This window comes from Desulfuromonas thiophila (assembly GCF_900101955.1).
GTDB lineage: Bacteria > Desulfobacterota > Desulfuromonadia > Desulfuromonadales > Desulfuromonadaceae > Pseudodesulfuromonas > Pseudodesulfuromonas thiophila.
In genome coordinates this window covers 1-20,942 of sequence record NZ_FNAQ01000002.1, presented here as the reverse complement: position 1 = coordinate 20,942, position 20,942 = coordinate 1, and the positions used below count along the sequence as shown (strand labels likewise).

Annotated in this window: 20 protein-coding genes and 1 pseudogene; 10 read left to right on the top strand and 11 right to left on the bottom strand. The window is 61.1% G+C overall.

All coding sequences use genetic code 11. The annotated features are described in order from the left end of the window. Positions 1 to 60 precede the first annotated feature (60 nt). The 3 genes from BLR80_RS02355 to speD all read left to right on the top strand — a co-directional run bounded on the left by BLR80_RS02355 (position 61) and on the right by speD (position 3,047). On the top strand, positions 61 to 1,479 hold the full coding sequence (locus BLR80_RS02355; RefSeq protein WP_092076447.1) for an MATE family efflux transporter: 1,419 nt from the start codon (positions 61 to 63) through the stop codon (positions 1,477 to 1,479). 29 nt (positions 1,480 to 1,508) lie between these two features. Then, positions 1,509 to 2,108, top strand: a complete 600-nt coding sequence (locus tag BLR80_RS02350; protein WP_092075904.1) for a TetR/AcrR family transcriptional regulator — start codon at positions 1,509 to 1,511, stop codon at positions 2,106 to 2,108. A gap of 147 nt (positions 2,109 to 2,255) precedes the next feature. Further along, positions 2,256 to 3,047 (top strand): adenosylmethionine decarboxylase, encoded by a 792-nt coding sequence (speD, locus tag BLR80_RS02345; RefSeq protein ID WP_092075902.1) that lies wholly within the window; start codon positions 2,256 to 2,258, stop codon positions 3,045 to 3,047. A 105-nt stretch (positions 3,048 to 3,152) separates the two neighbouring features. Here the strand turns inward: speD and rd are convergent, their stop codons facing one another. Genes rd through BLR80_RS02330 form a run of 3 tightly spaced genes read right to left on the bottom strand, consistent with a single transcriptional unit; the run spans position 3,153 to position 4,888 of the window. After that, positions 3,153 to 3,311, bottom strand: coding sequence for a rubredoxin (gene rd, locus BLR80_RS02340; RefSeq protein WP_092075900.1), 159 nt, complete (start codon positions 3,309 to 3,311; stop codon positions 3,153 to 3,155). Positions 3,312 to 3,355: 44 nt separating this feature from the next. Continuing rightward, complete coding sequence (locus tag BLR80_RS02335; protein WP_092075898.1) at positions 3,356 to 3,862, bottom strand: ferritin; 507 nt, start codon at positions 3,860 to 3,862, stop codon at positions 3,356 to 3,358. Positions 3,863 to 3,907: 45 nt separating this feature from the next. After that, on the bottom strand, positions 3,908 to 4,888 hold the full coding sequence (locus tag BLR80_RS02330) for a class II fructose-bisphosphate aldolase (protein ID WP_092075896.1): 981 nt from the start codon (positions 4,886 to 4,888) through the stop codon (positions 3,908 to 3,910). Between the two features lie 219 nt (positions 4,889 to 5,107). On the opposite strand from BLR80_RS02330, the gene BLR80_RS02325 reads away from it, so the two are divergent. Further along, positions 5,108 to 6,547, top strand: a complete 1,440-nt coding sequence (locus BLR80_RS02325; RefSeq protein WP_092075894.1) for a glyceraldehyde-3-phosphate dehydrogenase — start codon at positions 5,108 to 5,110, stop codon at positions 6,545 to 6,547. 107 nt (positions 6,548 to 6,654) lie between these two features. Here BLR80_RS02325 and rpsU read toward each other — a convergent pair. Beyond that, positions 6,655 to 6,831 (bottom strand): annotated as a pseudogene (gene rpsU, locus BLR80_RS02320) (30S ribosomal protein S21); the annotation flags it as partial. Positions 6,832 to 7,033: 202 nt separating this feature from the next. Here rpsU and BLR80_RS02315 point away from each other — a divergent pair. Continuing rightward, on the top strand, positions 7,034 to 7,384 hold the full coding sequence (locus tag BLR80_RS02315; protein ID WP_092075891.1) for a DMT family protein: 351 nt from the start codon (positions 7,034 to 7,036) through the stop codon (positions 7,382 to 7,384). A 328-nt stretch (positions 7,385 to 7,712) separates the two neighbouring features. Continuing rightward, complete coding sequence (gene trpS, locus BLR80_RS02310) at positions 7,713 to 8,678, top strand: tryptophan--tRNA ligase (RefSeq protein WP_092075889.1); 966 nt, start codon at positions 7,713 to 7,715, stop codon at positions 8,676 to 8,678. A 38-nt stretch (positions 8,679 to 8,716) separates the two neighbouring features. On the opposite strand, the gene BLR80_RS02305 is transcribed toward trpS, so the two are convergent. Then, complete coding sequence (locus BLR80_RS02305) at positions 8,717 to 8,917, bottom strand: DUF4177 domain-containing protein (RefSeq protein WP_092075887.1); 201 nt, start codon at positions 8,915 to 8,917, stop codon at positions 8,717 to 8,719. Positions 8,918 to 8,952: 35 nt separating this feature from the next. On the opposite strand from BLR80_RS02305, the gene BLR80_RS02300 reads away from it, so the two are divergent. Next, positions 8,953 to 9,222 (top strand): hypothetical protein, encoded by a 270-nt coding sequence (locus BLR80_RS02300; RefSeq protein WP_092075885.1) that lies wholly within the window; start codon positions 8,953 to 8,955, stop codon positions 9,220 to 9,222. Positions 9,223 to 9,243: 21 nt separating this feature from the next. Here the strand turns inward: BLR80_RS02300 and asnS are convergent, their stop codons facing one another. Continuing rightward, positions 9,244 to 10,620: an asparagine--tRNA ligase gene (gene asnS, locus BLR80_RS02295; RefSeq protein WP_092075883.1), complete on the bottom strand. Its 1,377-nt coding sequence runs from the start codon at positions 10,618 to 10,620 to the stop codon at positions 9,244 to 9,246. 148 nt (positions 10,621 to 10,768) lie between these two features. Between asnS and BLR80_RS02290 the strand changes: the two genes are divergently transcribed. Together BLR80_RS02290 and BLR80_RS02285 are read left to right on the top strand one after the other, a co-directional pair. Next, positions 10,769 to 12,679 (top strand): putative nucleotidyltransferase substrate binding domain-containing protein, encoded by a 1,911-nt coding sequence (locus BLR80_RS02290; RefSeq protein ID WP_092075881.1) that lies wholly within the window; start codon positions 10,769 to 10,771, stop codon positions 12,677 to 12,679. 4 nt (positions 12,680 to 12,683) lie between these two features. Further along, entirely contained in the window at positions 12,684 to 13,418 is a 735-nt protein-coding gene (locus BLR80_RS02285) for a gamma-glutamylcyclotransferase family protein (RefSeq protein ID WP_092075879.1), read from the top strand. Here BLR80_RS02285 and BLR80_RS02280 read toward each other — a convergent pair. From BLR80_RS02280 to BLR80_RS02270, 3 genes are read right to left on the bottom strand one after another with little or no spacing between them, the layout of a single operon-like run. Continuing rightward, on the bottom strand, positions 13,351 to 14,799 hold the full coding sequence (locus BLR80_RS02280; RefSeq protein WP_092075877.1) for a hypothetical protein: 1,449 nt from the start codon (positions 14,797 to 14,799) through the stop codon (positions 13,351 to 13,353). The genes BLR80_RS02285 and BLR80_RS02280 overlap by 68 nt on opposite strands. 55 nt (positions 14,800 to 14,854) lie before the next feature. After that, positions 14,855 to 16,720: an AMP-binding protein gene (locus BLR80_RS02275; protein ID WP_092075875.1), complete on the bottom strand. Its 1,866-nt coding sequence runs from the start codon at positions 16,718 to 16,720 to the stop codon at positions 14,855 to 14,857. Further along, positions 16,720 to 17,424 carry a 3'-5' exonuclease gene (locus BLR80_RS02270; RefSeq protein ID WP_092075873.1) on the bottom strand — a complete coding sequence of 235 codons (705 nt, stop codon included), beginning with the start codon at positions 17,422 to 17,424 and terminating at the stop codon, positions 16,720 to 16,722. The genes BLR80_RS02275 and BLR80_RS02270 overlap by 1 nt, the downstream gene beginning before the upstream one ends. A gap of 151 nt (positions 17,425 to 17,575) precedes the next feature. Between BLR80_RS02270 and BLR80_RS02265 the strand changes: the two genes are divergently transcribed. Continuing rightward, positions 17,576 to 18,244 (top strand): tetratricopeptide repeat protein, encoded by a 669-nt coding sequence (locus BLR80_RS02265; protein WP_092075871.1) that lies wholly within the window; start codon positions 17,576 to 17,578, stop codon positions 18,242 to 18,244. Positions 18,245 to 18,971: 727 nt separating this feature from the next. On the opposite strand, the gene BLR80_RS02260 is transcribed toward BLR80_RS02265, so the two are convergent. Beyond that, positions 18,972 to 20,582: a VC_2705 family sodium/solute symporter gene (locus BLR80_RS02260; RefSeq protein WP_092075869.1), complete on the bottom strand. Its 1,611-nt coding sequence runs from the start codon at positions 20,580 to 20,582 to the stop codon at positions 18,972 to 18,974. 35 nt (positions 20,583 to 20,617) lie between these two features. Continuing rightward, positions 20,618 to 20,942: transposase (locus tag BLR80_RS02255; protein WP_143012067.1), on the bottom strand; the 325-nt coding region annotated here is incomplete at its 5' end.

Here is a 20,942-nt window from a genome sequence, read left to right as displayed (position 1 = left end):
TTTTTCCCGTCTCAGGCCTTGTTCAGCGAGCAGGGCCTGCAGCTTTTTCCGGATAACCGCATGTGGTCTGCCCGCTTTCCCTCCCTGCGCCTCTACCGCTGCGAACTGGCGGCACTGCTGCGCCTGAGCGCTCCCCTGATTCTAGCCCAGCTGGCCCAGACCAGCATGGGCTTTGTCGACACCCTGATGGCCGGCCGGGTCGGCGCGCGCGATCTGGCAGCGGTGGCCATCGGTTCGAGTCTGTGGTTTCCGCTGATTCTGCTGCTGCTCGGCCTGCTCAGCGCCCTGACGCCGCTGATGGCCCAGGCTCAGGGTGCCGGCCAGCGGCAGCAACTGCGCCAGTTGCCGGCCCAGGGCATGCTGCTGGGCGGGCTGGCCGGCCTGGCCCTGGCAGTGCTGCTGCCGCAGAGTCGCCATCTGTTACCGCTGCTGCAGGTCGAAACAGCGGTGCGACCGCTGATAGACGGCTATCTGGTCGGCGTGGCCTGGGGCTTCCCCGCTATCGGCGTCTGCTTCGCCCTGCGTTACTGCAGCGAAGGGCGTTCCCTCGCGCGTCCAAGCATGATCGCCAGCTTCATTGGCCTGGGGGTCAACATCGTCGCCAACGCCGTGCTGGTGTTCGGCCTGCTCGGCGCTCCGGCCCTGGGCGGGGTGGGCTGCGGCCCGGCAACGGCTCTGGCCATGTGGGCCATGCTGCTGGTCATGCTGCTGCTCTATCGCCGGATCGACCGCGCCGCCCTGTCTCAGTGGCGGCGCGGCTGGCGCCTACTGGATCGCCGGCTGCAGCTGCAACTGCTGCGCCTGGGCCTGCCGATCGGCATCGGCCTGTTCATCGAATGCAGCAGTTTTGCCCTGATCGCCCTGCTGCTATCGCGCTTTGGCGCCGGTGAGGTGGCGGCCCATCAGATCGCCCTCAACTTTGTCTCGCTCATCTTCATGATTCCCCTGAGCATCAGCAGTGCCACGGCCGTTCGGGTCGGCTTCAGCATTGGCCGGGCTCGACCACAGCAGGTACGCTGTGCCGTACGCACCGCCGTCACCACCGCCCTGGTGCTGGCCCTGACCAGCGCCAGCCTGATGCTGCTGCTGGCACCGGCCTGCGCCGCTCTCTACACCAGCGACGCCCATCTGCGCCAGCGCGCTGCCGAACTGATTCTGCTGGCGGCCCTGTTCCAACTGCCCGACGCCCTGCAAGTGATCTTCGCCGGAGCCCTGCGCGGCTGCAAGGACACCCGCGTTCCCATGCTGCTGCAGACCCTGGCCTACTGGGCCATCGGCCTGCCCCTCGGCTGTCTGCTGGGACTGCGCCTGCAACAGGCCGCGCCCGGCTTCTGGTACGGCCTCATTGCCGGCCTCAGCTGCGCCGCCCTGATGCTCGGCCTGCGCCTGCGCACCAGCCTGCGACGCGTTATCGCCGGGTTGCGCCCGGGCACCAGCAATTTTCCCTTGACAAGAGCGGGCGCAGTCGTTACTGACTGACCAATCACTCGAACTGTCCGGGAGGGCCCATGACCCCCAAGCGTGACCGAATCATCACGGCGGCCATCACCCTGTTTGCCGAAAAAGGCTTCCGCAACACCAGCACGGCGGAAATCGCCAGTCAGGCCGGCGTGGCCCAGGGCACCCTGTTCTACCATTTCAAAAACAAGGAAGGCATCCTCACCGAGGTGCTGCGCGAGTTGCTCGACGCCACCCGGCAGGGCTACGATCGCATCGACAGCCGTCGGCTAAGCGGCTATGCCTGTGTTGAACGGTTGCTACGCAGCGAACAAACCCTGGTCGAACGTGAACAGTTGCGCGTGCGGGTACTGATCCGCGACATGACCGACGAGGTCCTGGTACCCGGCACCTGCGGCCATGGGCTGATCCGCGACTTTCTTGGCTACAAGATCAGCCTGCTGATCCGTTTTCTGCAGCAGGGCATGGCCGATGGCAGCGTCCGCCCGCTGGACGCCGAAAAGACCGCCTGGTTCATCGACGCCGCCTTCTACGGCATCCTGCGCATCCGCCTGCTCAAGGATCTGCCGATCCCCCCTCTGGCGGAACACGCCATCGACCTGTGCCTGAGCGCCCTGCGTCCGCCCTGTGCCCCACCCCCAGCCAGCTAAGCCACTGTTTTTACCGCCCGGATTTTCCGGCTGATTTTTTCCTGCCGTCCGCCGTTTATTTCCTTGTTCTGTCAACGGCTTTGTGCTTCTATTGGCGCGTTTTTTCGTTTTCCAGCCTTTTGTTTTCTGACAAAAAGGAGGCGGGCCATGTGTGCAAAAAAGCTCACCCGGGTCAAGCGGCCACGCAACAAAATCAAGCTGCGCGGATTCAACAATCTCACCAAGACGCTGTCGTTCAACATCTACGATGTCTGTTACGCCAAAGCGCCGGCCAACCGCAAGGAATACCTTGAGTATATCGACGAGGAATACAACGCCGAGCGGCTGGTTACCATCCTGCAGGAGGTTGCCGACATCATCGGCGCCAACATCCTGAGCATTTCCAGTCAGGACTATGACCCGATGGGCGCCAGTGTCACGATCCTGATCGCCGAGGAACCGGTCGATCCCAAGCCCGACCAGGTACTGGCACATCTGGACAAGAGCCACCTGTGCATCCACACCTATCCGGAAACGGATTCGAAGCTGGGCATTTCCACCTTCCGGGTTGATGTCGACGTGTCGACCTGCGGCAAGATCAGCCCGCTCAAGGCCCTCAACCATCTGATCGAATCGTTCGAATCGGATATCGTGCTGATGGACTACAAGGTTCGCGGCTTCACCCGCGACACCAAGGGCAAAAAGCATTATATCGACCACCGCATCCACTCGATCCAGCAGTTCATCAAGCGTAAGACGCTGGATCTGTACCACTGTGTCGATATCAACATTCACCAGGAAAACCTGTTCCACACCAAGATGCTGCTGAAGGATGTGGAACTGGAAAACTACCTGTTCGGCACGGCGATGCAGGATTTTTCCGACAGCGAAAAGGAACGGGTCAAGGAACTGCTGCGCCACGAGATGACCGAGATCTTCTATTCCAAGAACATCTTCTAGTCGCCCGTCTCCGCCGGCCATCGGCCTGACAGCACCGCAACAGCAAAGCCCCGCGCGGCCAACCAGGCCACACGGGGCTTTTTTATCTGACGACAAGGGGGCGCTTCAGGCCGGATCGAATTCGCTCTTGGGCGCACCGCACAGCGGGCAGCACCAGTCTTCGGGCAGATCGGCAAAGGCCGTGCCGGCGGCGATACCGTTGTCCGGATCGCCCTCGGCGGGATCATAGACATAACCACAGGGACCACAGACGTACTTTTCCATCACGCTCTCCTTTGGCTCAGGGCCGGCCGGAAATCCCGCGGGGATCAGGCCAGCGGTTGCGGGGCCGGACGCTGGCCCAGTTCGTTGTTGACCATAAAGATACCATTGCCGGAACTTTCCACCAGCCGCAGCTTGTCAAGAATGCCATTGATGGTGGACTCCTCCTCGACCTGCTCGTTGACAAACCACTGCAGAAAGGAGTTGGTACCATGGTCACGTTCCTCCAGGGCACGATCAACCAGCTTGTAGATGCGCGCTGTCACCGAACGCTCGTGCGCCAGGGCCTGCTCGAACACGCTTAAGGGTGACCCGTAATCCTTCTTCGGCTTGGGCATGGCATCCAGTTCCACCGGCTGGTTCTGGTCCAGCAGGTAATGGTAGAACTTCATCGCGTGCAGCTGCTCTTCCAGATACTGGTTATAGTGCCAGCTGGCAAAGCCGTCGAGGCCCTTGGCACTGCAATAGGCACTCATGGCCAGATAGATGTTGGCGGAATAGAACTCGTAATTCATCTGCTCGTTGAGAGCTGCTGCCATGGTTTCACTGATCATGAGAGATTCTCCTGTCGCTGGAAAAAGAGAAACAAAGCAGGGGCCTCAGACCCGGCCGGCGCTGCCGAGCACGGCTTCATTCTTGTGACGGATCAGCCGGACCAGTTCGCTGCGGGCCGCGCCGAGATACTTGCGCGGATCGAATTCCTCCGGATGCTGGGCCAGGTACTCGCGCACCTTGGCCGTCATGGCCAGACGACCATCGGAATCGATATTGATCTTGCAGACGGCGCTGGCCGCCGCGCGCCGCAGCTGCTCCTCCGGCACACCGACGGCGCCGTCGAGCCGGCCACCGTGGGCATTGATCAGAGCGACATATTCCGGCACCACACTGGAGGCCCCATGCAGCACGATGGGAAAACCGGGCAGGCGGCGCGCGACCTCATCAAGGATATCGAAGCGCAGCGGCGGCACCTCCTCGCCCTCCTTGAGCTTGAATTTGTAGGCGCCATGACTGGTGCCGATGGAAATGGCCAGGGAGTCAACACCGGTACGGCTGACAAAATCCTCCACCTCTTCCGGCCGGGTGTAGGTCGAGTGCTCGGCGCTGACCTCATCCTCAATGCCGGCCAGCACGCCCAGTTCGCCCTCCACCGTCACGTCAAAACGGCGGGCATAGTCGACGACCCGGCGGGTCAGGGCGACATTGTCCTCGTAGGTCAGATGCGAGCCATCGATCATCACCGAGGAAAAACCGGCGTCGATGCAGGACTGGCACAGCTCGAAGGAATCGCCGTGATCCAGATGCAGACAGATGGGTAGGTCGACACCCAGATCGCGCGCCATGGCCACGGCGCCCATGGCCATGTAGCGCAGCAGGGTTTCATTGGCGTACTGCCGCGCGCCCTTGCTCACCTGCAGTATGACCGGTGAGCGACTTTCCACGCAAGCCACCACAATGGCCTGCAGCTGTTCCATATTGTTGAAATTATAGGCCGGAATAGCATAACCATCGGCCATTGCGCGGGCAAACAGGGCACGCGAGTTGACCAGTCCCAGTTCTGAATACTGTACGCGCTGCGTCATAGGGGGCATCCTCCGAATCACGGGCTGTGCTGTCACATCGCCCCGCCAGCCGGGGCAGCCCCTATCTTACATGACTGTGGCACCAAGGCAAGCCCGCCCGCCGGCGGTCCTTTCGCCTTGAGAAAAAAATCCGCTTCCCCTAGAATGCCGCCCATTGTCTGCCATTTGACGGCACCCAGCCCTTTTCCCCAACCCTTCGCGCATAAAGGACGACATCGCATGGAAGACAAGGCGCAGCTTTATTTCACCGACTGGGCACAGCGTTCGGAACTGGCCGAGAACATGGTGCCGATCATCGGCAGCCTCTACCGTAACCGGGGCATCATCCTCAGTATCTATGGCCGTTCGCTGATCAACCGCAACCCCATCGGGATTCTGCGCGCTCACCGGTTCGCCCGCCAGATTCTGGAAAACGAGATTTCCGTGCGCGACAGCTATCCGCTGCTGCAGGCCATCAGCAAACTCGACCTGGCGCCTTGCAAGATCGATCTGGGCAAGCTGACCGTGCGCTATCAGGCCCAGGCCGCCGGTGAATCCGTCGAGACCTTTATCGGCCGCGAGCTGGCTGGTCTCAATACCGGCAGCACACCGGTGCTGGCCGAACCGCGCGACGTGGTGCTGTATGGTTTTGGCCGCATCGGCCGGCTGCTGGCCCGCCTGCTTATTGAGCAGACCGGCGGAGGCGACAAGCTGCGGCTGCGCGCCGCCGTGGTGCGCAAGGGCAGTGACGACGACCTGATCAAACGGGCCAGCCTGCTGCGGCGCGACTCGATCCACGGCCGGTTCCAGGGCGTCATCAAGATTGACGAGGAGGAAAACGCCATTGTCGCCAATGGCAACCTGATCAAGATCATCTACGCCGACGCGCCGGAAACCGTCGACTACACCGCCTACGGCATCGACAACGCCATTCTGATCGACAATACCGGCAAATGGCGCGACCGCGAGGGACTGGGCCGCCATCTGCAGGCCAGGGGCATCGCCAAGGTGATCCTGACCGCACCGGGCAAGGGCGACATCCCCAACATCGTTCACGGTGTCAACAACGCGCTGATCCGGCCCGACGAACACCTCTATTCCGCCGCCAGCTGCACCACCAATGCCATCGTGCCGGTGCTCAAGGCGGTCAATGACCGTTTCGGCATCCGCTACGGCCATGTGGAAACCTGCCATTCCTACACCAACGACCAGAATCTGATCGACAACTACCACAAAAAACCGCGCCGCGGTCGCAGCGCGCCACTCAACATGGTGCTGACTGAAACCGGCGCGGCCAAGGCCGTGGCCAAGGCGCTGCCGGAACTGGCCGGCAAGCTAACCGGCAACGCCATCCGCGTGCCGACGCCCAACGTGTCCATGGCCATTCTCAATCTGACCCTGGATAAAAGCACCAGTGTGCAGGAGCTGAACAGCTACCTGCGTGACATTTCCCTGGATTCGCCGTTACAGAACCAGATTGACTTCACCAATTCGCCCGAGGTGGTGTCGTCTGACTTCGTCGGTTCACGCTATGCCGGCGTGGTCGATTCGCTGGCCACCATCGTTGACGACAACCGCTGCGTGCTCTATGTCTGGTATGACAACGAATTCGGCTACAGCTGCCAGGTGATCGGCCTGCTGGAGGATCTGGTCGGGCTGAAGATTCCCCAGTTGCCCTGAGTGGCGCACCGTACAACACACAAAAAAAGGGAAGGCCCGCGGGCCTTCCCTTTTTTTTGTGCTTTACCGGAAAAAACAATCAACCGGCGTCAGTCGTTGGTCATCAGACGCATCTTCTTGCGCAGACGGCGCTGGGCTTCCTTCTCCTTGCGCTTGCGCTTGACGCTGGGTTTTTCATAGAACTTGCGCTGTTTCATCTCACGGAAAAGCCCTTCCTGCTGCAGCTTACGCTTGAGCACGCGAATGGCCTTTTCGACATTGTTGTCGAGAACCTGAATTTCCACGTATCCTTCACCTCGCTTTCCCGTGACATTCGCCCCGCAGGCGGAGCGGAACGCGCAACCTAGCAATTTGACCCTAGAAAGTCAAGCCGGCTTTTTGTTTCAGCGGACAAAAGCCGGCTTGATCTTTTGGTCGGGCCGGCGCATAAGAAAGCGGTTTTTCCGGCAGCTTTCCCACTCCTGCGGCAGCGGCGGCTACTCCATCATGAACCGAATTGTCATTACCATTGTGCTGTTGAGCCTGAGCAATGTGTTCATGACCTTTGCCTGGTATGGCCACCTGCGCAATCTGGCGCACAAGCCCTGGATCATTGCAGCCCTGGTCAGCTGGGGTATCGCCCTGTTCGAATACCTGCTGCAGGTGCCGGCCAACCGCATCGGTCACAGCGTCCTACCCGTCGGCCAGCTGAAGATTCTGCAGGAGGTGATCACCCTGCTGGTCTTCGTGCCCTTCTCGCTGCTCTATCTTAAAGAAAAACTCAGTCTCGATTACCTGTGGGCTGGCCTGTGCCTGCTCGGTGCGGTCTTCTTTATCTTCCGCAGCCGCCTGCTCTAGCCGGGACACCACAAACCACTTGCTGACCTTCCGGCACAGGCAGAAAACCCGGCGCGGAACGCGGAATCCGCCGTTGACCGGCAGCGGCGAAGCTGCTAGTCTGCCCGCCATGAATCCGCAACCGACCCCGACCAGACGATGGCGCCGCTGCCCGCTGCCGTAACCGCGACCGCGCGCTGCCGACCATCAACCGCCCGCCACCTCGTTCGGCCGGGCCTGAAACCAAATGCCTGCCGCGATCGCCCGATCGCGGCTTTTTTGTTTTTCCTGCGGCCCCGCCGGCCAGCTTCCAGCTTATCAACCAAAAGCCACCAGAAGGATCACCACCATGCGCATACTTTCCGGCATCCAGCCCTCGGGTTCCCTGCATCTGGGCAACTATTTCGGCATGATGAAGAAGATGATCGACTACCAGCAGCAGGGCGAGCTGTTCTGCTTCATCGCCAACTATCATGCCATGACCAGCCTGTCCGACGGCAAGGCCCTGGCCCGCGGCACCCTGGAAGCGGCTGCCAACTTCCTCGCCCTCGGCATGGATCCACAGCGCAGCACCTTCTGGGTGCAATCCGACGTGCCCGAAGTGCAGGAACTGGCTTGGTTTCTGTCCAATTTCACCCCCATGGGGCTGCTGGAACGCTGCCACAGCTACAAGGACAAGGTCGCCAAGGGTATTGCCGCCAACCACGGTCTGTTCGCCTATCCGGTGCTGATGAGTGCCGACATCCTGCTGTTCAACAGCGACCGGGTACCCGTCGGCAAAGACCAGAAGCAGCATGTCGAGGTGACACGTGATATCGCCATCAAGGTCAACAACGTCTATGGCGAGATCTTCACCCTGCCCGAGCCGGACATCGACGATGAGGTGGCCACCGTGCCCGGCCTGGATGGCCAGAAGATGAGCAAAAGCTACGGCAACACCATCGACCTGTTTCAGGAGGAAAAGGCGCTGCGCAAGCAGGTCATGCGCATTGTCACCGACTCCACGCCGGTGGAAGCGCCCAAGAATCCCGACAGCTGCAACCTGTTTCAGATCTACCGCCTGTTCCTTGACAAAGCCGGCCAAGAGGCCCTGCGTCAGCGTTATCTGGCCGGGGGCACCGGTTATGGCGAGATCAAGGAAGAGCTGTTCGTCACGATTCGCGACTACTTCGCCCCCTTTACCGAACGACGCAATGCCCTGTTGCAGGACAGCGACCAACTGCGGCAGACCCTGCAACAGGGCGCCGACAAGGCGCGCCGCGAGGCGGTCAGGGTCATGCGCAAGGTCCGTAAAAAAGCCGGCTTGGCTTACTAGCCGAACGACACCTCCCGCCGCTGATCGCCGCTGGCGGCTCAGGGCGCCATGGAGTCCTGCGCCGCCAGCGGCAGCTCGCGGGTGAACAGCACAAAGGCCATGCCGGGCCGCTTGCTGCCCTCATACATGGCAAACTGGATACGTTCGAACAACCAACCCTGGCGCGTGCCCTCATTGAGAATGCGCTCCAGGGTTTCGTCCGTTACAATACTGGTTTCGATCACCTTGTACTCAACCATCGGGCATCCCTTTATTCCCTGATACGGAGGATCGCATGGCCATCAGCGGCAACCCCAAAAAGCTGGCGCAGGATATCGCCGACGGCTACTTCAGCCTGTCGCCGCCGCTGCTGCGGCCCTACACGGCGGTGGATCTGAAAACCCTGGCCAGCCAGCTGAACCTGGTACAGCGCGACCTGCGGCAGGAACAGATTCCGCTCGACGACGTGTTGGCTCTCAAGGCCCGCAACAACAAGCTGCAGCGGGTCAACCAGGCCCTGAATCTGCTGCGCGGCTACTGCCAGAAGCGCCGCATAGCGCTCTGAGCAACCCCGGCGGCCACCGGCTCAGAACTCGGCATGGCCGGGCGTCCGTGGAAAGGGGATGACATCGCGGATATTTTCCATGCCGCTGAAATACATCAGCAGCCGCTCAAACCCCAGACCAAAGCCGGCATGGGGACAACTGCCCCAGCGCCGGCTGTCGAGATACCAATCGAGAGCGGCGGCCTCCATACCCAGTTCGGCCAGGCGGGCCTGCAACAGGTCAAGACGCTCCTCGCGCTGGCTGCCACCAATGATTTCACCCACCCGTGGCACCAGCAGATCCATGGCCGCCACGGTTCGGCCATCGTCATTCTGCCGCATGTAAAACGCCTTGATCTGCTTGGGGTAATCGGTCACAAACAGCGGCCCGCCGATGACCTCCTCACACAGATAGCGTTCGTGTTCGGTCTGCAGATCGGCCCCCCAGGATACCGGATAACTGAAATCACGACCGCTGGCCTGCAGGTGGGCAATGGCCTCGGTGTAGCTGAGGTTTTCAAAACGGGCCTCGGCCAGCGCCTCCAGCCGTGGCAACAGCCCGGGCTCGACCCGCTCGTTGAAAAAGGCCAGTTCCTCGCCACAGTGCTCCAGGGCATGCCGCACCAGATAACGTAAAAAATCCTCCGCCAGCTGGCAATCCTGCGCCAGATCGGCAAAGGCCATCTCCGGCTCAATCATCCAGAACTCGGCGGCATGGCGGCTGGTATGGGAATTTTCCGCCCGGAAGGTCGGACCAAAGGTATAGATATCACCAAAGGCACAGGCAAACAGCTCGCCCTGCAGCTGGCCGCTGACGGTCAGGCCGGTACGGGTGGCGAAAAAATCCTGGCTGAAATCGACCTGCCCCGCTGCCGTGCGCGGTGGCTGGCCCGCATCCAGGGTGGTGACACGAAACAGCTCGCCGGCCCCTTCGCAGTCATTGGCGGTAATAATCGGCGTATGAACATAGAGGAAGCCCCGCTCCTGAAAGAACTGGTGGACGGCAAACGAGAGCCGGCTGCGCAGGCGAAAGAGGGCGCCAAAGCTGTTGGTACGCGGCCGCAAATGAGCAATGCTGCGCAGGTATTCGAAGCTGTGGCGCTTTTTCTGCAAGGGGTAGGAACTGTCACTGGCCCCGATCAGCCGCAACTGCTGCACCTGCAGTTCCCAGTGCTGCCCCGCCGCCGGTGACGGACAGAGCGCGCCCTGGGCCCAGACACAGGCGCCGGTGGTCAAGCCCGCCGCCACTCCGGCGTCCAGCTGGGCCGCCGGCAGCACCAGTTGCAAGCCCGCCAGACAGGAACCGTCATTGACCTCGACAAACAGCACCTCCTTGCCACGTCGCACGGTCCGCACCCAGCCGCGCACCTGCAGGTCGGCGCAGTCTTGCCGCCGAGCCAAAATCTGTTTGATCCGCATTTGTCTTCCTTTCCTGTCCCTGCGCCAACGGCGCCTGCCAGTCGCCGGTAAAAAACGGTTCTTTTTGGCGCCCCGCAATGCTAGACTGCAAAACAGCGTTTCAATCGAGCAGCCCCAGGTTCATCTACCACCTGTGCCGGAGGTTCCCATGGCGGCGTCACGCGCCCTGCGCGACTTTGAGCCCTTCTGTCATCTTCAGCCGGAACATCTCACCCGCCTGGAAGAAGCGGCCATCATACGCAAATTCCCCGCCCACTTCCATGTCTTCAACCAGAACGATCCCTTTACCGGCTATCTCTATCTGATCCGCGAAGGCACGGTCGAAATCACCCTGCTGACCACCGGCGGCGAGGAACTGGTGGTGGACTACCGCCGAGAAGGCCAGCATTTCGGTTGCACGCCGATCTTCAGCGGCGAGGCCTATACCGGCGGCGCCCGCACCGCCCGGGAAACCGAATGTTTTCTGCTGCCGCAGCAGGTCATCATCGCCGTCTGCGATGCCGAACCGCAGCTGCGCCAGTATTTCAACAACGCCATCGTCGCCCGCGTGCGCCACCTCTACGCCGATATCGTCGCCAGCCACAGCCAGAAAGCCCTCGGGCGGCTGGAGGCCTACCCGTTCCAGAAACGGCTGTCAGAAATCATGACGGCACCGGTGATCACCTGCAACGAAAACGCCAGCGCCCGCGACGTGGCGCGGCAGATGCACGACCACCACATCCGTTCGCTGGTCATCACCGACGCTGACGGCGCCATGGTCGGGCTGGTGACCTGCCGTGACCTGATCAGCCGGGTACTGTCCCAGAGTGTCGACGCCGAGCAGATCAGTGCCCGCACCCTGATGAGCCACAAACCGCTGGCTCTGCCACCGTCAACCTACATGTACGAGGCCATGGCCTTCATGATCGGCCACCGCATCAAGCATCTGCCGGTGGTCGAAGCGGGTCACCTGCTCGGCATGGTCACCATGACCGATCTGGTGCGACACCGCAGTCAGAAAGCCCTGCTGATGCTCGGCCGTATCGAGGAAGCGCAGGACCTGGCCAGCCTGCGCGAGCTGCACGATACCCTGGTGCAGGTAGCCGACAGCCTGCTGTCGGAAACGCGCAGCGCACCGGAGGTCATGGAAACCCTGTCGTACATTCACCATGGCCTCATCCGTCGCTGTTTCGACCTCTGTCGCCAGCAACTGGCGGCCGAAGGCCAGCAGGAACCGGACATCCGCTACTGCTTTCTGATCATGGGCAGCGGCGGCCGGCGCGAAATGCTGCTGGGGCCGGATCAGGACAACGGCTTCATCTACGAAGACTTTCCCGATGAGCGCCAGGCCGAGGTTGATGCCTACTTCATTCCCTTGGCCCAGCGCATCACCCAGGCCCTCGACTTTATCGGCTACCCGCTGTGCGAGGGCGATGTCATGGTCAGCAACGCCGCCTGGCGCGGCCGATTGCACGACTGGCGCCAGCGCATCGCCGACTGGGCTGCCAATCCCGAACCCCACAAGGTGCGTTATTCATCGATCTTTTTTGACTTCACGCCCCTGGCCGGCGACGCCAGCCTGGCTCACAGCCTGCAAAGCATCGTGTTTCAGGCCGTGCGCGAACATCCAGGCTTTCTCTACCATGTGATGCAACTCAACCTGACCCACCGGGTACCGCTGGGGCTGTGGGGCCGTTTCATCACCGAAAAGAGCGGGCCCAACGCCGGCAGTCTGTCGCTGAAAAAAGGCGGTCTGATCTACATTGTCGATTGCGTGCGCATGTTCGCCCTCGAACACGAGGTCCGCGCCCTGACCACCCTGGAGCGGCTCAAGGCCCTGACCCGCGACCAGGTGTTCAGTGCCGACACCGCCGAGCATATCCGGGTGGCGTTCGAGGCCCTGTCGTTTCTGCGGCTGCGCAACGAGATCAGCCTGCTGCGCGAAGGCGAGAAGCCCAGCAGCACCATTGATCCCACCAGCCTGTCGCGCACCGAGCAGGATCTGCTGCGCAGCGCCTTCCAGGCTGTCAGCAAACTGCAGAACGCCACCCGCAGCCACTTCGGCAAGGGACTGAGCTGACCCCATGCTGCAGCTTGTGCGCCACCACTGGCAGCGCGCCAACCGCCTGCGCCAGGCCGACCTGGAGCGAAGCGCGCTGTTTTTCTTCTATGGCAGCCTGATGGAGCGCTACGGCAACTTCAACCGCTTCATCAAAAAGCATGTCCGCCAGATCGAGCCGGCCTTCTGCCGTGGCAGTCTCTATTTTCTGCCCGCCGGTTTCCCCGGATTGATCATCGGCGACCAGCATGACCATCAGCTGGTGGCCGGCGAACTGATGCAGTTCGACCAGCCGCTGCGGGTCATGCGACTGCTCGACAAACTGGAGGAATTCTATCCGCTGCAACCACGTCGCAGCATCTATCTGCGTCGCCGGCTGCCGGTACTGGTGGAACGAATCGCCAGCGACGGCGATGGCCAGCCGGTTCTGCAGCGTCACGACGCCTGGGTCTATATCTACCCGCGCCGCCTGCTGCGCCAGGATCGCGGCGCCTTGTCTTTGCCCTGCGGCCAATGGCGTTCCTTTCGCGACACGCCACAGCTGCCGGTGCGCACCGGCTGCCACAGCCTGCGGCTGTGCGACAGCCAGCAGCAGATTCTGGTCGACGAACTGTTCTACCAGCAGCCACAGGTACAGCAGGCCTGCCGCCAGCTGTGCGACAGCCACCGGCTGTGCCAGCAGGCCCGCCAGCTCATTCCCCAGCCAAACGCCGGTTTTCCCGCCACAGACGTTGTTCCAGAGCCGCACGCCAGCGGCTGACCTGGGCAGCACTGTACACCTGTTCGCGCAGTAACCCTTCCGCCACCCGCGTGACAAACCCCTCGATCTGGTGCGCTGCCAGCGGCCGCGCCCGCCGGGCCCACTGCGCCAGCAACTCAATAGGCACCTGCTCGCCGTGGCCAAAATCCGCGCTGGCATTGAAGCCCTTGACGGCCAGCAACAGCAAAAACCAGTCCTCCTCCTGCCAGTGGGCTCGCAAGCGGCAGAAGGCGTATTCCACCACCGCATGGGGCCGGCCATCCCACAGGGACAGGTGCTGGCGCCGGCGGACCAGCTTGATCAGCTCGTGGCGCGACAGCCGCTGTTCCACCCAGTCACCCGTACTGTCGTCGCGTTGCAGGTCGCCGCCCAGCAGCAGCAGACACAGCAGATCGCCCAGCCGAGGCGGCAAACGCTCGCCACAGGCAATCTGCTCGCAATTCAGATGCAGGCTGTGCGGCGCGATATCGGGGCTGAAACGGACCACCCGCGCAATGTAGTGCGCCAGCAGCATCGGATCACAGGTCAGCGGCAGGCTGTAGCGCCGCAGATAATCCATCCGCACCAGGGAGTACTCGAAGAAGCCGCCAATCCAGGGCACCGGCAGATAGCGCCGCAGCCGCACATGGTGATCAAGATAGCCGCCCAGGCGCCAGCTGACATCCTCAAGAAAATAATGATGAAAGTAGATGAAATTGTGAAAGCGGGAGTCACGCCGGTGCCGGCCGAAGCTGTGCTCGAAACTGGCCCGATACCCCAGGTTGCTGAATTCAAGTTCAGCACCAAGAGGCCAGCGGCCGCCGACGCGCTGCGCCAGGGGCAAGCAGTCCTCCAGCGGGCTGTCATCCTGCGCCAGCAGCTGACTGATCTGGTGCTGGCAGGCCAGACAGTAGAGGTACAGACTGCGGCAGTTTTCCGCCTCCAGCCGGGCAACCAGCTGGTCGGTCTGGCAGGTCAGCAGCGCCGCATGGTTCAGATACCAGCCCAGGGCCGTCAGCAGCATCGGCCCATCGGGATGACAGCCCGGCTCCGCTGGCGGCAGCCGGTCACGATGGCGCCGTCGCAGGCGCTGCAGCAGCGCGCCCAGCTGGTAATGGCGCAGCACCAACCGCAGATAGTGCGGCCGCAGGTCGCTTTTACGCCAGATGCGCCAGGGGACCTGCAGGCGCTGATCCTGCCGGGCGGCGGCGACCTGCAGGTTATACCGCAAGGGCGCGCGGTAGAAGGCGCGGTAGTCATACTGGCGGAAGAACCAGAACCGGCGACGGTAGGTTACACCGATGAACTCGCGCAGCAGCATCACCCGCTCGACCGCGCTGAGTTCGGCGTAAAGCTGCTCGTAACGACTGCCACGAGCATGGTCCGGGAAATAGCAGGCCATCGCGCCTCCCCGCCGGCCGGGCTGCGGCGCCAGGCGCTTCAGCCCCCTCCAGCCATCAAATGCCTTCCATCTGCAAAGCGATTTCTTTCAGCAGCTCACGGTTGATCTGATTGTCCGGTGTCTTCGGCAGGTATTTGGTAAAACGGATCTTGTCCGGCAGATTGAGCTCGCCGATCTCCTCGATGATGTGCTCACGAATCTCGCGCAGGGTCTTCTCGCGATAACTCTCATCGCGTGAATCCGTCAGGACACAGAAAGCCACCAGCATGTAGCCCTGCAGCGGGTGATCGATTACCGTGGCGGCACATTCACGCACCCGTTCCATGCCCAGCACCGCCTGTTCGATTTCCGCGACACTGCGCCGCCCGCCGCCGGTGCTGACCACGTCATCAAGCCGGCCGGTGAGCTCCAGATTGTGCTTGGCGTCGTAACTGGCCCCATCACCCGTGGCGTAGTAGCTGCGCTGGGGATACTTCTTCCAGAAGGTCTGCGGATAGCCCACCGGATCCTTGTAGAGGTCCTGCAGCATCGACGGCAAGGGCGAAGCCAGCACCAGCCGCCCCGGCTCACCGGCAGCGCTAATCACCCGGCCCTGATGATCGACAATGCGCGCATCCACCCCCGGCAGCGGCTGCATCATGGTGTCGTCCTCGAAGCCCAGCACCCCCGGCACGCCGGCGATCAGACAACCGCCGGTTTCGGTCTGACCCCAGATCTGGGTAATCGGCAGGTTGCGCTTGTTGGTCAGCTCGAACTGTACCCAGTTGTAGAGTTCCTCACTGATCTTCTCGCCGCCGCAACCAATCAGGCGCAGGGAATTGCTCGACCGGTTGAGGTAGCGCTTGGTGCTTTTGGCCCGCATGACACTGCGCAGCAGTGACGGGTTGGTGTAAAGCACCGTGATATGATAGCGGTCGAGATAATCGAAAAAACAGCGGGTATTCTCGTAGGAAATAGCTCCTTCGTAGAGAAACACTGTCGCGCCCAGGGCCAAGGGGCCATAGACGGTGTAGCTGTGGCCATTGATCCAGGCCAGATCCGAGGTGTTCCAGTAGATATCGGTATCGACCAGATCAAACAGCAGCTCGGTGGTGAACTGGGCCCACACCAGATAGCCGGCCAGGCCGTGCAGCACCGCACGGGGTCGCTTCGATTTGGTCGAGGTATACAGCATGAACAGCGGCTCGTCCGCCGAACAGAGCGGATCGAACACCGCGCCGGTGGCATAATCCGGGTCAGTGATCAGATCCTCGTACCACAGATCACGCTTGGGCTTCATCTGGCAATGTTGACCGGTATGACGTACCACCACACAATGGCTGATACTGTAATCGATCCGTTCAAGGGCCTCGTTAACCACCTCTTTGAGCCCCCGACTGCGGAAACTGACGCCATCACAGGTAATGATATACCTGGCCCGGCAGTGCTGCAGCCGTTCCGCCAGAGCCTCGGCCGAATAGGCCATGTGGAAATTGACATGAATGGCGCCCAGACTGGCACAGGCCAGCATGGCCACCACCGTCTGCGGCAGATCGGGCAGATAGAGCAGTACGAAATCGCCCTTTTTCACCCCCAGGCGCAGCAGGGCGTTGATCAGGCACAGAACCTCGTGGCCCAGGGCCTGATAGGTATAGGTGCGCTCCTCGAAGTTCATGCCACGCCAGATCAGCGCCGCCTTGTTGCGGCGCAGGCTGTCCATGTGGCGGCCAATCAGATTGTGAAACACATCGAGACGGCCGCCGGGATACCAGCGGTAATAAGGCGGCGCCATCTCATCGACCACGGTCCGGTACGGCTCGGCAAACTCCAGATATCTGCGGGCCAGGGTATCGAACAACTCCAGCCGTGGCATGGCCTTGTAAGCCTCGTACTGGTGAACCGAGATCTTATGGCGGCGGTATTCGAGCCGGGGATGCACCATCACAGGTTTTCCTTGCGTGAAAGATCGAGCTGGGCGCTGTAGAGATCGTTGAGAGACTGATAGGACGTCGACAGTTCCTGGATGATGCGCAGGAACACCCGGGTGGTGGCAATGGCATCGCCCAGCGCCCGGTGGCGCTGTTCGCAGTCGATGCAGTAGGTCATCAACAGATCGTCCAGCCGGGTACTGGTGTTGTTTTCCATCACCAGTTTGTGCAGCAGCATGGTATCCAGCCAGGGCGCCCCTTCCAGCGGGCAGTCGTAATAACGCCGCAGCTGCCGGTCCAGCATGCGCAGATCAAAATTGATATGATGACCAACCAGGATGCTCGGTCCAATAAAGCGCAGCAGCTCCGGCAACACCTCGGCAATGGTCGGCTTGTTCTCCAGCATGGTGTCGGTGATGCCATGCCACTGAATCGAATCGGGCGGCACCGGAAACGGCGGCTTGACGAAGGTATCGAAGATCTTGGTGATCTGCCGGCTTTTCACCTTGACCGCCGCCGCATTGATAATGACATCGCTGTCCAGATCCAGCCCGGTGGTCTCCAGGTCGACAACACAGAAGGTTGCCTCGCTCAGCGACAGCTTCAGCACCGCCGAAGAACGGATCTGCTCGGCCTTGCGGCAAACAAACTCCGCCACCGGATCGCCCCGCTCGCCCTTGACCCGGCGCTGGGCCGATTTGAACAGAGACTTCCACATGGCTCAGGCTCCCTTGGCCACGATTGAGACAAAACCCTGTTCTGGTTCCGTCAGGGTTGGCCGGCCGCAAATTCGCCCGCAAAATAGGGCTGGCAGTTCATTGGTGTCCAGTCTATACTTTTTCTTTTATTTTTCAACAGGAGCAAAGCGGATGAATCTAAAACCTATTTTTGTATTGATCATCATTCTGTCACTGATCATGTGGCTGTCGCAATGTGAATACGGTGCCGAACACCAGGATGTCGATCCCAAATACAAAAACGCCCACATCACCGCCGTCAGCGCCCAGAAGCTGATGAAGGAGAAGCAGTTCGAGGAAGCCCTGCGCTACTATGAACTGGCGCGCCAGGAAATGGAGCACCCCAACATCCAGGCCAACCAGGGGACCGATGTCTACATCAACTACGGTTTCGTCATGAACGACATCGGCGTCATCCACCTCGGCTGGGCCCTCTACGGCAAGAAGCTCGACACCGAGCGCAGCCACATCGACCCGGCCAGCATTGACTCCGCCGAATTGCAGACCGCCCTGCAGTCTTTTGAAACCGCCATCGACTTTTATCAGCGCTGGTTCGGCCACAATCCCAAGGATTACGAACGCTACAGCAATGCCATTGCCGAATCCTACGCCAACTATGGCACCGCCCTGAAATACGCCGACCGACAGGACGAAGCCATTGAGGCCTACCGCCTGGCCCTGCTGCGCAACCCGGAAAACGGCACCGCCCTGCGCGGCTTCGAACTGCTGCAGCTGCCATCGGAACCCCATATCGAAGCCGGCAAGGCCGAACGCGAGCGCTACAAGAAACTGCCGCTGTAGCAGCGCTCTCCTCTCCCTCCGGTTAAAACCTGCGGCAGGCGGATTGTTCCGCCTGCCGTTTTTTTGTACCCGTTCGCCCGTATCGAAAAAGAGCGGCGCCGCTTCCCGCCTTGGTTCAGCCTGAAAATCGCCCAGCCCGACCGTCCTGACCTGCCCGTTGCGCCCCACCCGAAGCTTGCCCAGCTCCTGCCTTGGCCCCGGTCTGGTTTTTGATCCCGGCCCTTCGTGTCGGTGGGCCACAGCGGCGGCCCCCGGCCCCGTATTACCAGCATTTGCTTACCTGTTCCTCAACACCACCATATCCCAGCCCTGGCCTCAACCCGCCCCGTTCATCTCCGCCACGAGGCACCACCGCCCCACACCACGTCTGCAGCATGTAGGAAGCAATCCTGCTCAAATTGCAACAGCATCATCCACGGCATTTTTTGCCACCGGCCAAAGAGAACGCGGTCCAGCTTGCCCGGCAAATCCATCGCGGCAAGTCAGGCGCTGGCTTAGCGCTCCATCCATGGATACGACGCTGACTTGCTGCTGGGTTGCTGCGAAGACATCCCTTCTGCGTCGGCCAGGCCAGCGCTGCCCACTGCCAATCCGCCCCCCCCAACAAGCCCGGCTGTCACACCAGGCCGCCTGAGCCTGGCAAAATCCGGCTGTCCTGCGCCACAAAAAAAGCCCCCCGGCGCGAGGGAGCACCGGAGGGCAAGATGACGAGGTCAACGCTGGGCGTTTATTCGTCGTTATGTACCTTGTAGAGCAGTTCCTTGATTTCCTGCGACGGCTCGGGGGTCATCAGCGAAACCACGATCATCGTGATCAGAACCGCCGGGACACCGAGGATGGCGCTGGAGGTAAACGGAATGTAGTAGGCCAGCACCGATGCCTTGGGCAGGAACATCGAACCAAAAGTCACCACCAGACCGACGACCATGCCGGCGATGGCGGCTTCCTTGGTGGTGCGGCTCCACCACAGACCCAGCAGGAACAGCGGGAAGAAGGTGTTGGCGCCCAGCGAGAAGGCGACAGCCGTGATCTGAGCGATCAGCGCCGGCGGATTCAGTGCGGCGATGATGATGGACACACCCAGGATAATGGTACCGACGCGGGCGATGAGCATTTTCTTCTCTTCCGTCGCGTTCGGATTCATGACGCGGAAGTAGATGTCATGGGCGAAGGCCGAGGCACCCGCCATCAGCAAGCCACCAACCGTCGAGAACGCGGCCGACACACCACCGGCAGCGAGGAAGCCGGCAAACCACTCGGGCAGACCCGCCAATTCGGCGGCGTTGACGACGATGGCGTCGGGCGAGACATTGACACCGGCAGTACCCAGCAGGTTGGAGAACTTGGCGAAAGCAGCGTAGCAAGGCGCGGTCCAGTACACCAGGGCGATGCAGAACAGGCCCCATACCACCTGCCAGCGGGCGTCACTGACGCGCGGCACCACATAGAAGCGGCCAATAACGTGGGGCAGGCCGGCAGTACCCAGCATCAGGGTGATGCACAGCGCGAACCAGTGGTAAGCGGTGTAGTTCGAGAACGGCAGATAGTAGCTCGGGTCGGCCGAAGCCGCGGCGATGCCATTGCCACCATGACCGATATCCCACAGGGCGGCGCCATAACCGATCTGCGGCACGGCCGAGAAGTAGCCAAGCTTGTGGGCGATGAAGAACAGCGGCAGGAAGAAGGTGATGACGATAACGACATACTGTACCTGCATGTTCTTGGTGGCGCCGAGCATACCGGAGATCAGCACGTAGGCCAGCACGACGCCGGTACCGACAAACACCGACATCTGATAATTGATACCGAAGATCCAGTTGAACATCATGCCGATGCCCTTGTACTGGCCGACGGAATAAACGAAGGAGATGACGATAACGATCAGCGACGACAGCAGACGCGCGGTGGTCGAATAGTAGCGGTCACCGATAAAGTCCGGCGCGGTGTACTTGCCATAGCGCCGCACCTGTCCGGCCATCAGCACCAGCAGCAGCACGTAGCCACCGGTCCAGCCAAGCACGTAGGACAGGGCAAAATAGCCCTTGAGGTAGATCAGGCCGGCCATACCCAGATAGGAAGCGGCCGACATCCAGTTGGAGGCGATAGCCATACCACCACCGAGCTGGCCGACACCACGGCCGGCGGCCCAGTAGTCCTCGGTATTCTGTGCCTTGGCGAACACCCCGACCAGAACGAACAGCACCAGCAGGGCGATCATCATCAGGGCCGGAATGACCTTGAACTTGCCTTCCGGGTTCAGGTCCTCAACAGCGGCGAAGAGGTTGCTGGAAACCAGCATAAAGAAAAGGGTCAAGCCCAGTTGCATCAGTCGTTTCATAGTCAGCTCTCCCTTCCCTTATTTTTTAGGGCTCGTCAGCAGAATCTGTGGAGATAATCAGGTTCCGGCAACTTGCCAAGTTCATGATATAAGGCGATTTGCAGGCATTTCAGGGTTTTAAAACCGAAGGCTTTTCTCATGGTGAGTTTCGCCTTGAGGTTCATACCCTCCACGGCCCCGCTGGAAAGCCGCCCTTTGGCCTTGAACCAGTTGAGGATCAGCGGCTTGTGGCTGCGCAGCATCCGGGCTACTTTCTTCATCGGCTCCAAGTCGGTTTGAAGTGCCCGGGTCACCCAGTTGTCGAGAAACTTTCCCGCGAAGTCGGGGCGTTGATAGTCCCAGAACCGCTGGAAATCCTCG

Bases quoted from the DNA above. Each gene is read 5' to 3' on its own strand.
- BLR80_RS02355 (WP_092076447.1), top strand. From the start codon at position 61: ATGTGGTCTGCCCGCTTTCCCTCCCTGCGCCTCTACCGCTGCGAACTG.
- BLR80_RS02350 (WP_092075904.1), top strand. From the start codon at position 1,509: ATGACCCCCAAGCGTGACCGAATCATCACGGCGGCCATCACCCTGTTT.
- speD (WP_092075902.1), top strand. From the start codon at position 2,256: ATGTGTGCAAAAAAGCTCACCCGGGTCAAGCGGCCACGCAACAAAATC.
- rd (WP_092075900.1), bottom strand. From the start codon at position 3,311: ATGGAAAAGTACGTCTGTGGTCCCTGTGGTTATGTCTATGATCCCGCC.
- BLR80_RS02335 (WP_092075898.1), bottom strand. From the start codon at position 3,862: ATGATCAGTGAAACCATGGCAGCAGCTCTCAACGAGCAGATGAATTAC.
- BLR80_RS02330 (WP_092075896.1), bottom strand. From the start codon at position 4,888: ATGACGCAGCGCGTACAGTATTCAGAACTGGGACTGGTCAACTCGCGT.
- BLR80_RS02325 (WP_092075894.1), top strand. From the start codon at position 5,108: ATGGAAGACAAGGCGCAGCTTTATTTCACCGACTGGGCACAGCGTTCG.
- BLR80_RS02315 (WP_092075891.1), top strand. From the start codon at position 7,034: ATGAACCGAATTGTCATTACCATTGTGCTGTTGAGCCTGAGCAATGTG.
- trpS (WP_092075889.1), top strand. From the start codon at position 7,713: ATGCGCATACTTTCCGGCATCCAGCCCTCGGGTTCCCTGCATCTGGGC.
- BLR80_RS02305 (WP_092075887.1), bottom strand. From the start codon at position 8,917: ATGGTTGAGTACAAGGTGATCGAAACCAGTATTGTAACGGACGAAACC.
- BLR80_RS02300 (WP_092075885.1), top strand. From the start codon at position 8,953: ATGGCCATCAGCGGCAACCCCAAAAAGCTGGCGCAGGATATCGCCGAC.
- asnS (WP_092075883.1), bottom strand. From the start codon at position 10,620: ATGCGGATCAAACAGATTTTGGCTCGGCGGCAAGACTGCGCCGACCTG.
- BLR80_RS02290 (WP_092075881.1), top strand. From the start codon at position 10,769: ATGGCGGCGTCACGCGCCCTGCGCGACTTTGAGCCCTTCTGTCATCTT.
- BLR80_RS02285 (WP_092075879.1), top strand. From the start codon at position 12,684: ATGCTGCAGCTTGTGCGCCACCACTGGCAGCGCGCCAACCGCCTGCGC.
- BLR80_RS02280 (WP_092075877.1), bottom strand. From the start codon at position 14,799: ATGGCCTGCTATTTCCCGGACCATGCTCGTGGCAGTCGTTACGAGCAG.
- BLR80_RS02275 (WP_092075875.1), bottom strand. From the start codon at position 16,720: ATGGTGCATCCCCGGCTCGAATACCGCCGCCATAAGATCTCGGTTCAC.
- BLR80_RS02270 (WP_092075873.1), bottom strand. From the start codon at position 17,424: ATGTGGAAGTCTCTGTTCAAATCGGCCCAGCGCCGGGTCAAGGGCGAG.
- BLR80_RS02265 (WP_092075871.1), top strand. From the start codon at position 17,576: ATGAATCTAAAACCTATTTTTGTATTGATCATCATTCTGTCACTGATC.
- BLR80_RS02260 (WP_092075869.1), bottom strand. From the start codon at position 20,582: ATGAAACGACTGATGCAACTGGGCTTGACCCTTTTCTTTATGCTGGTT.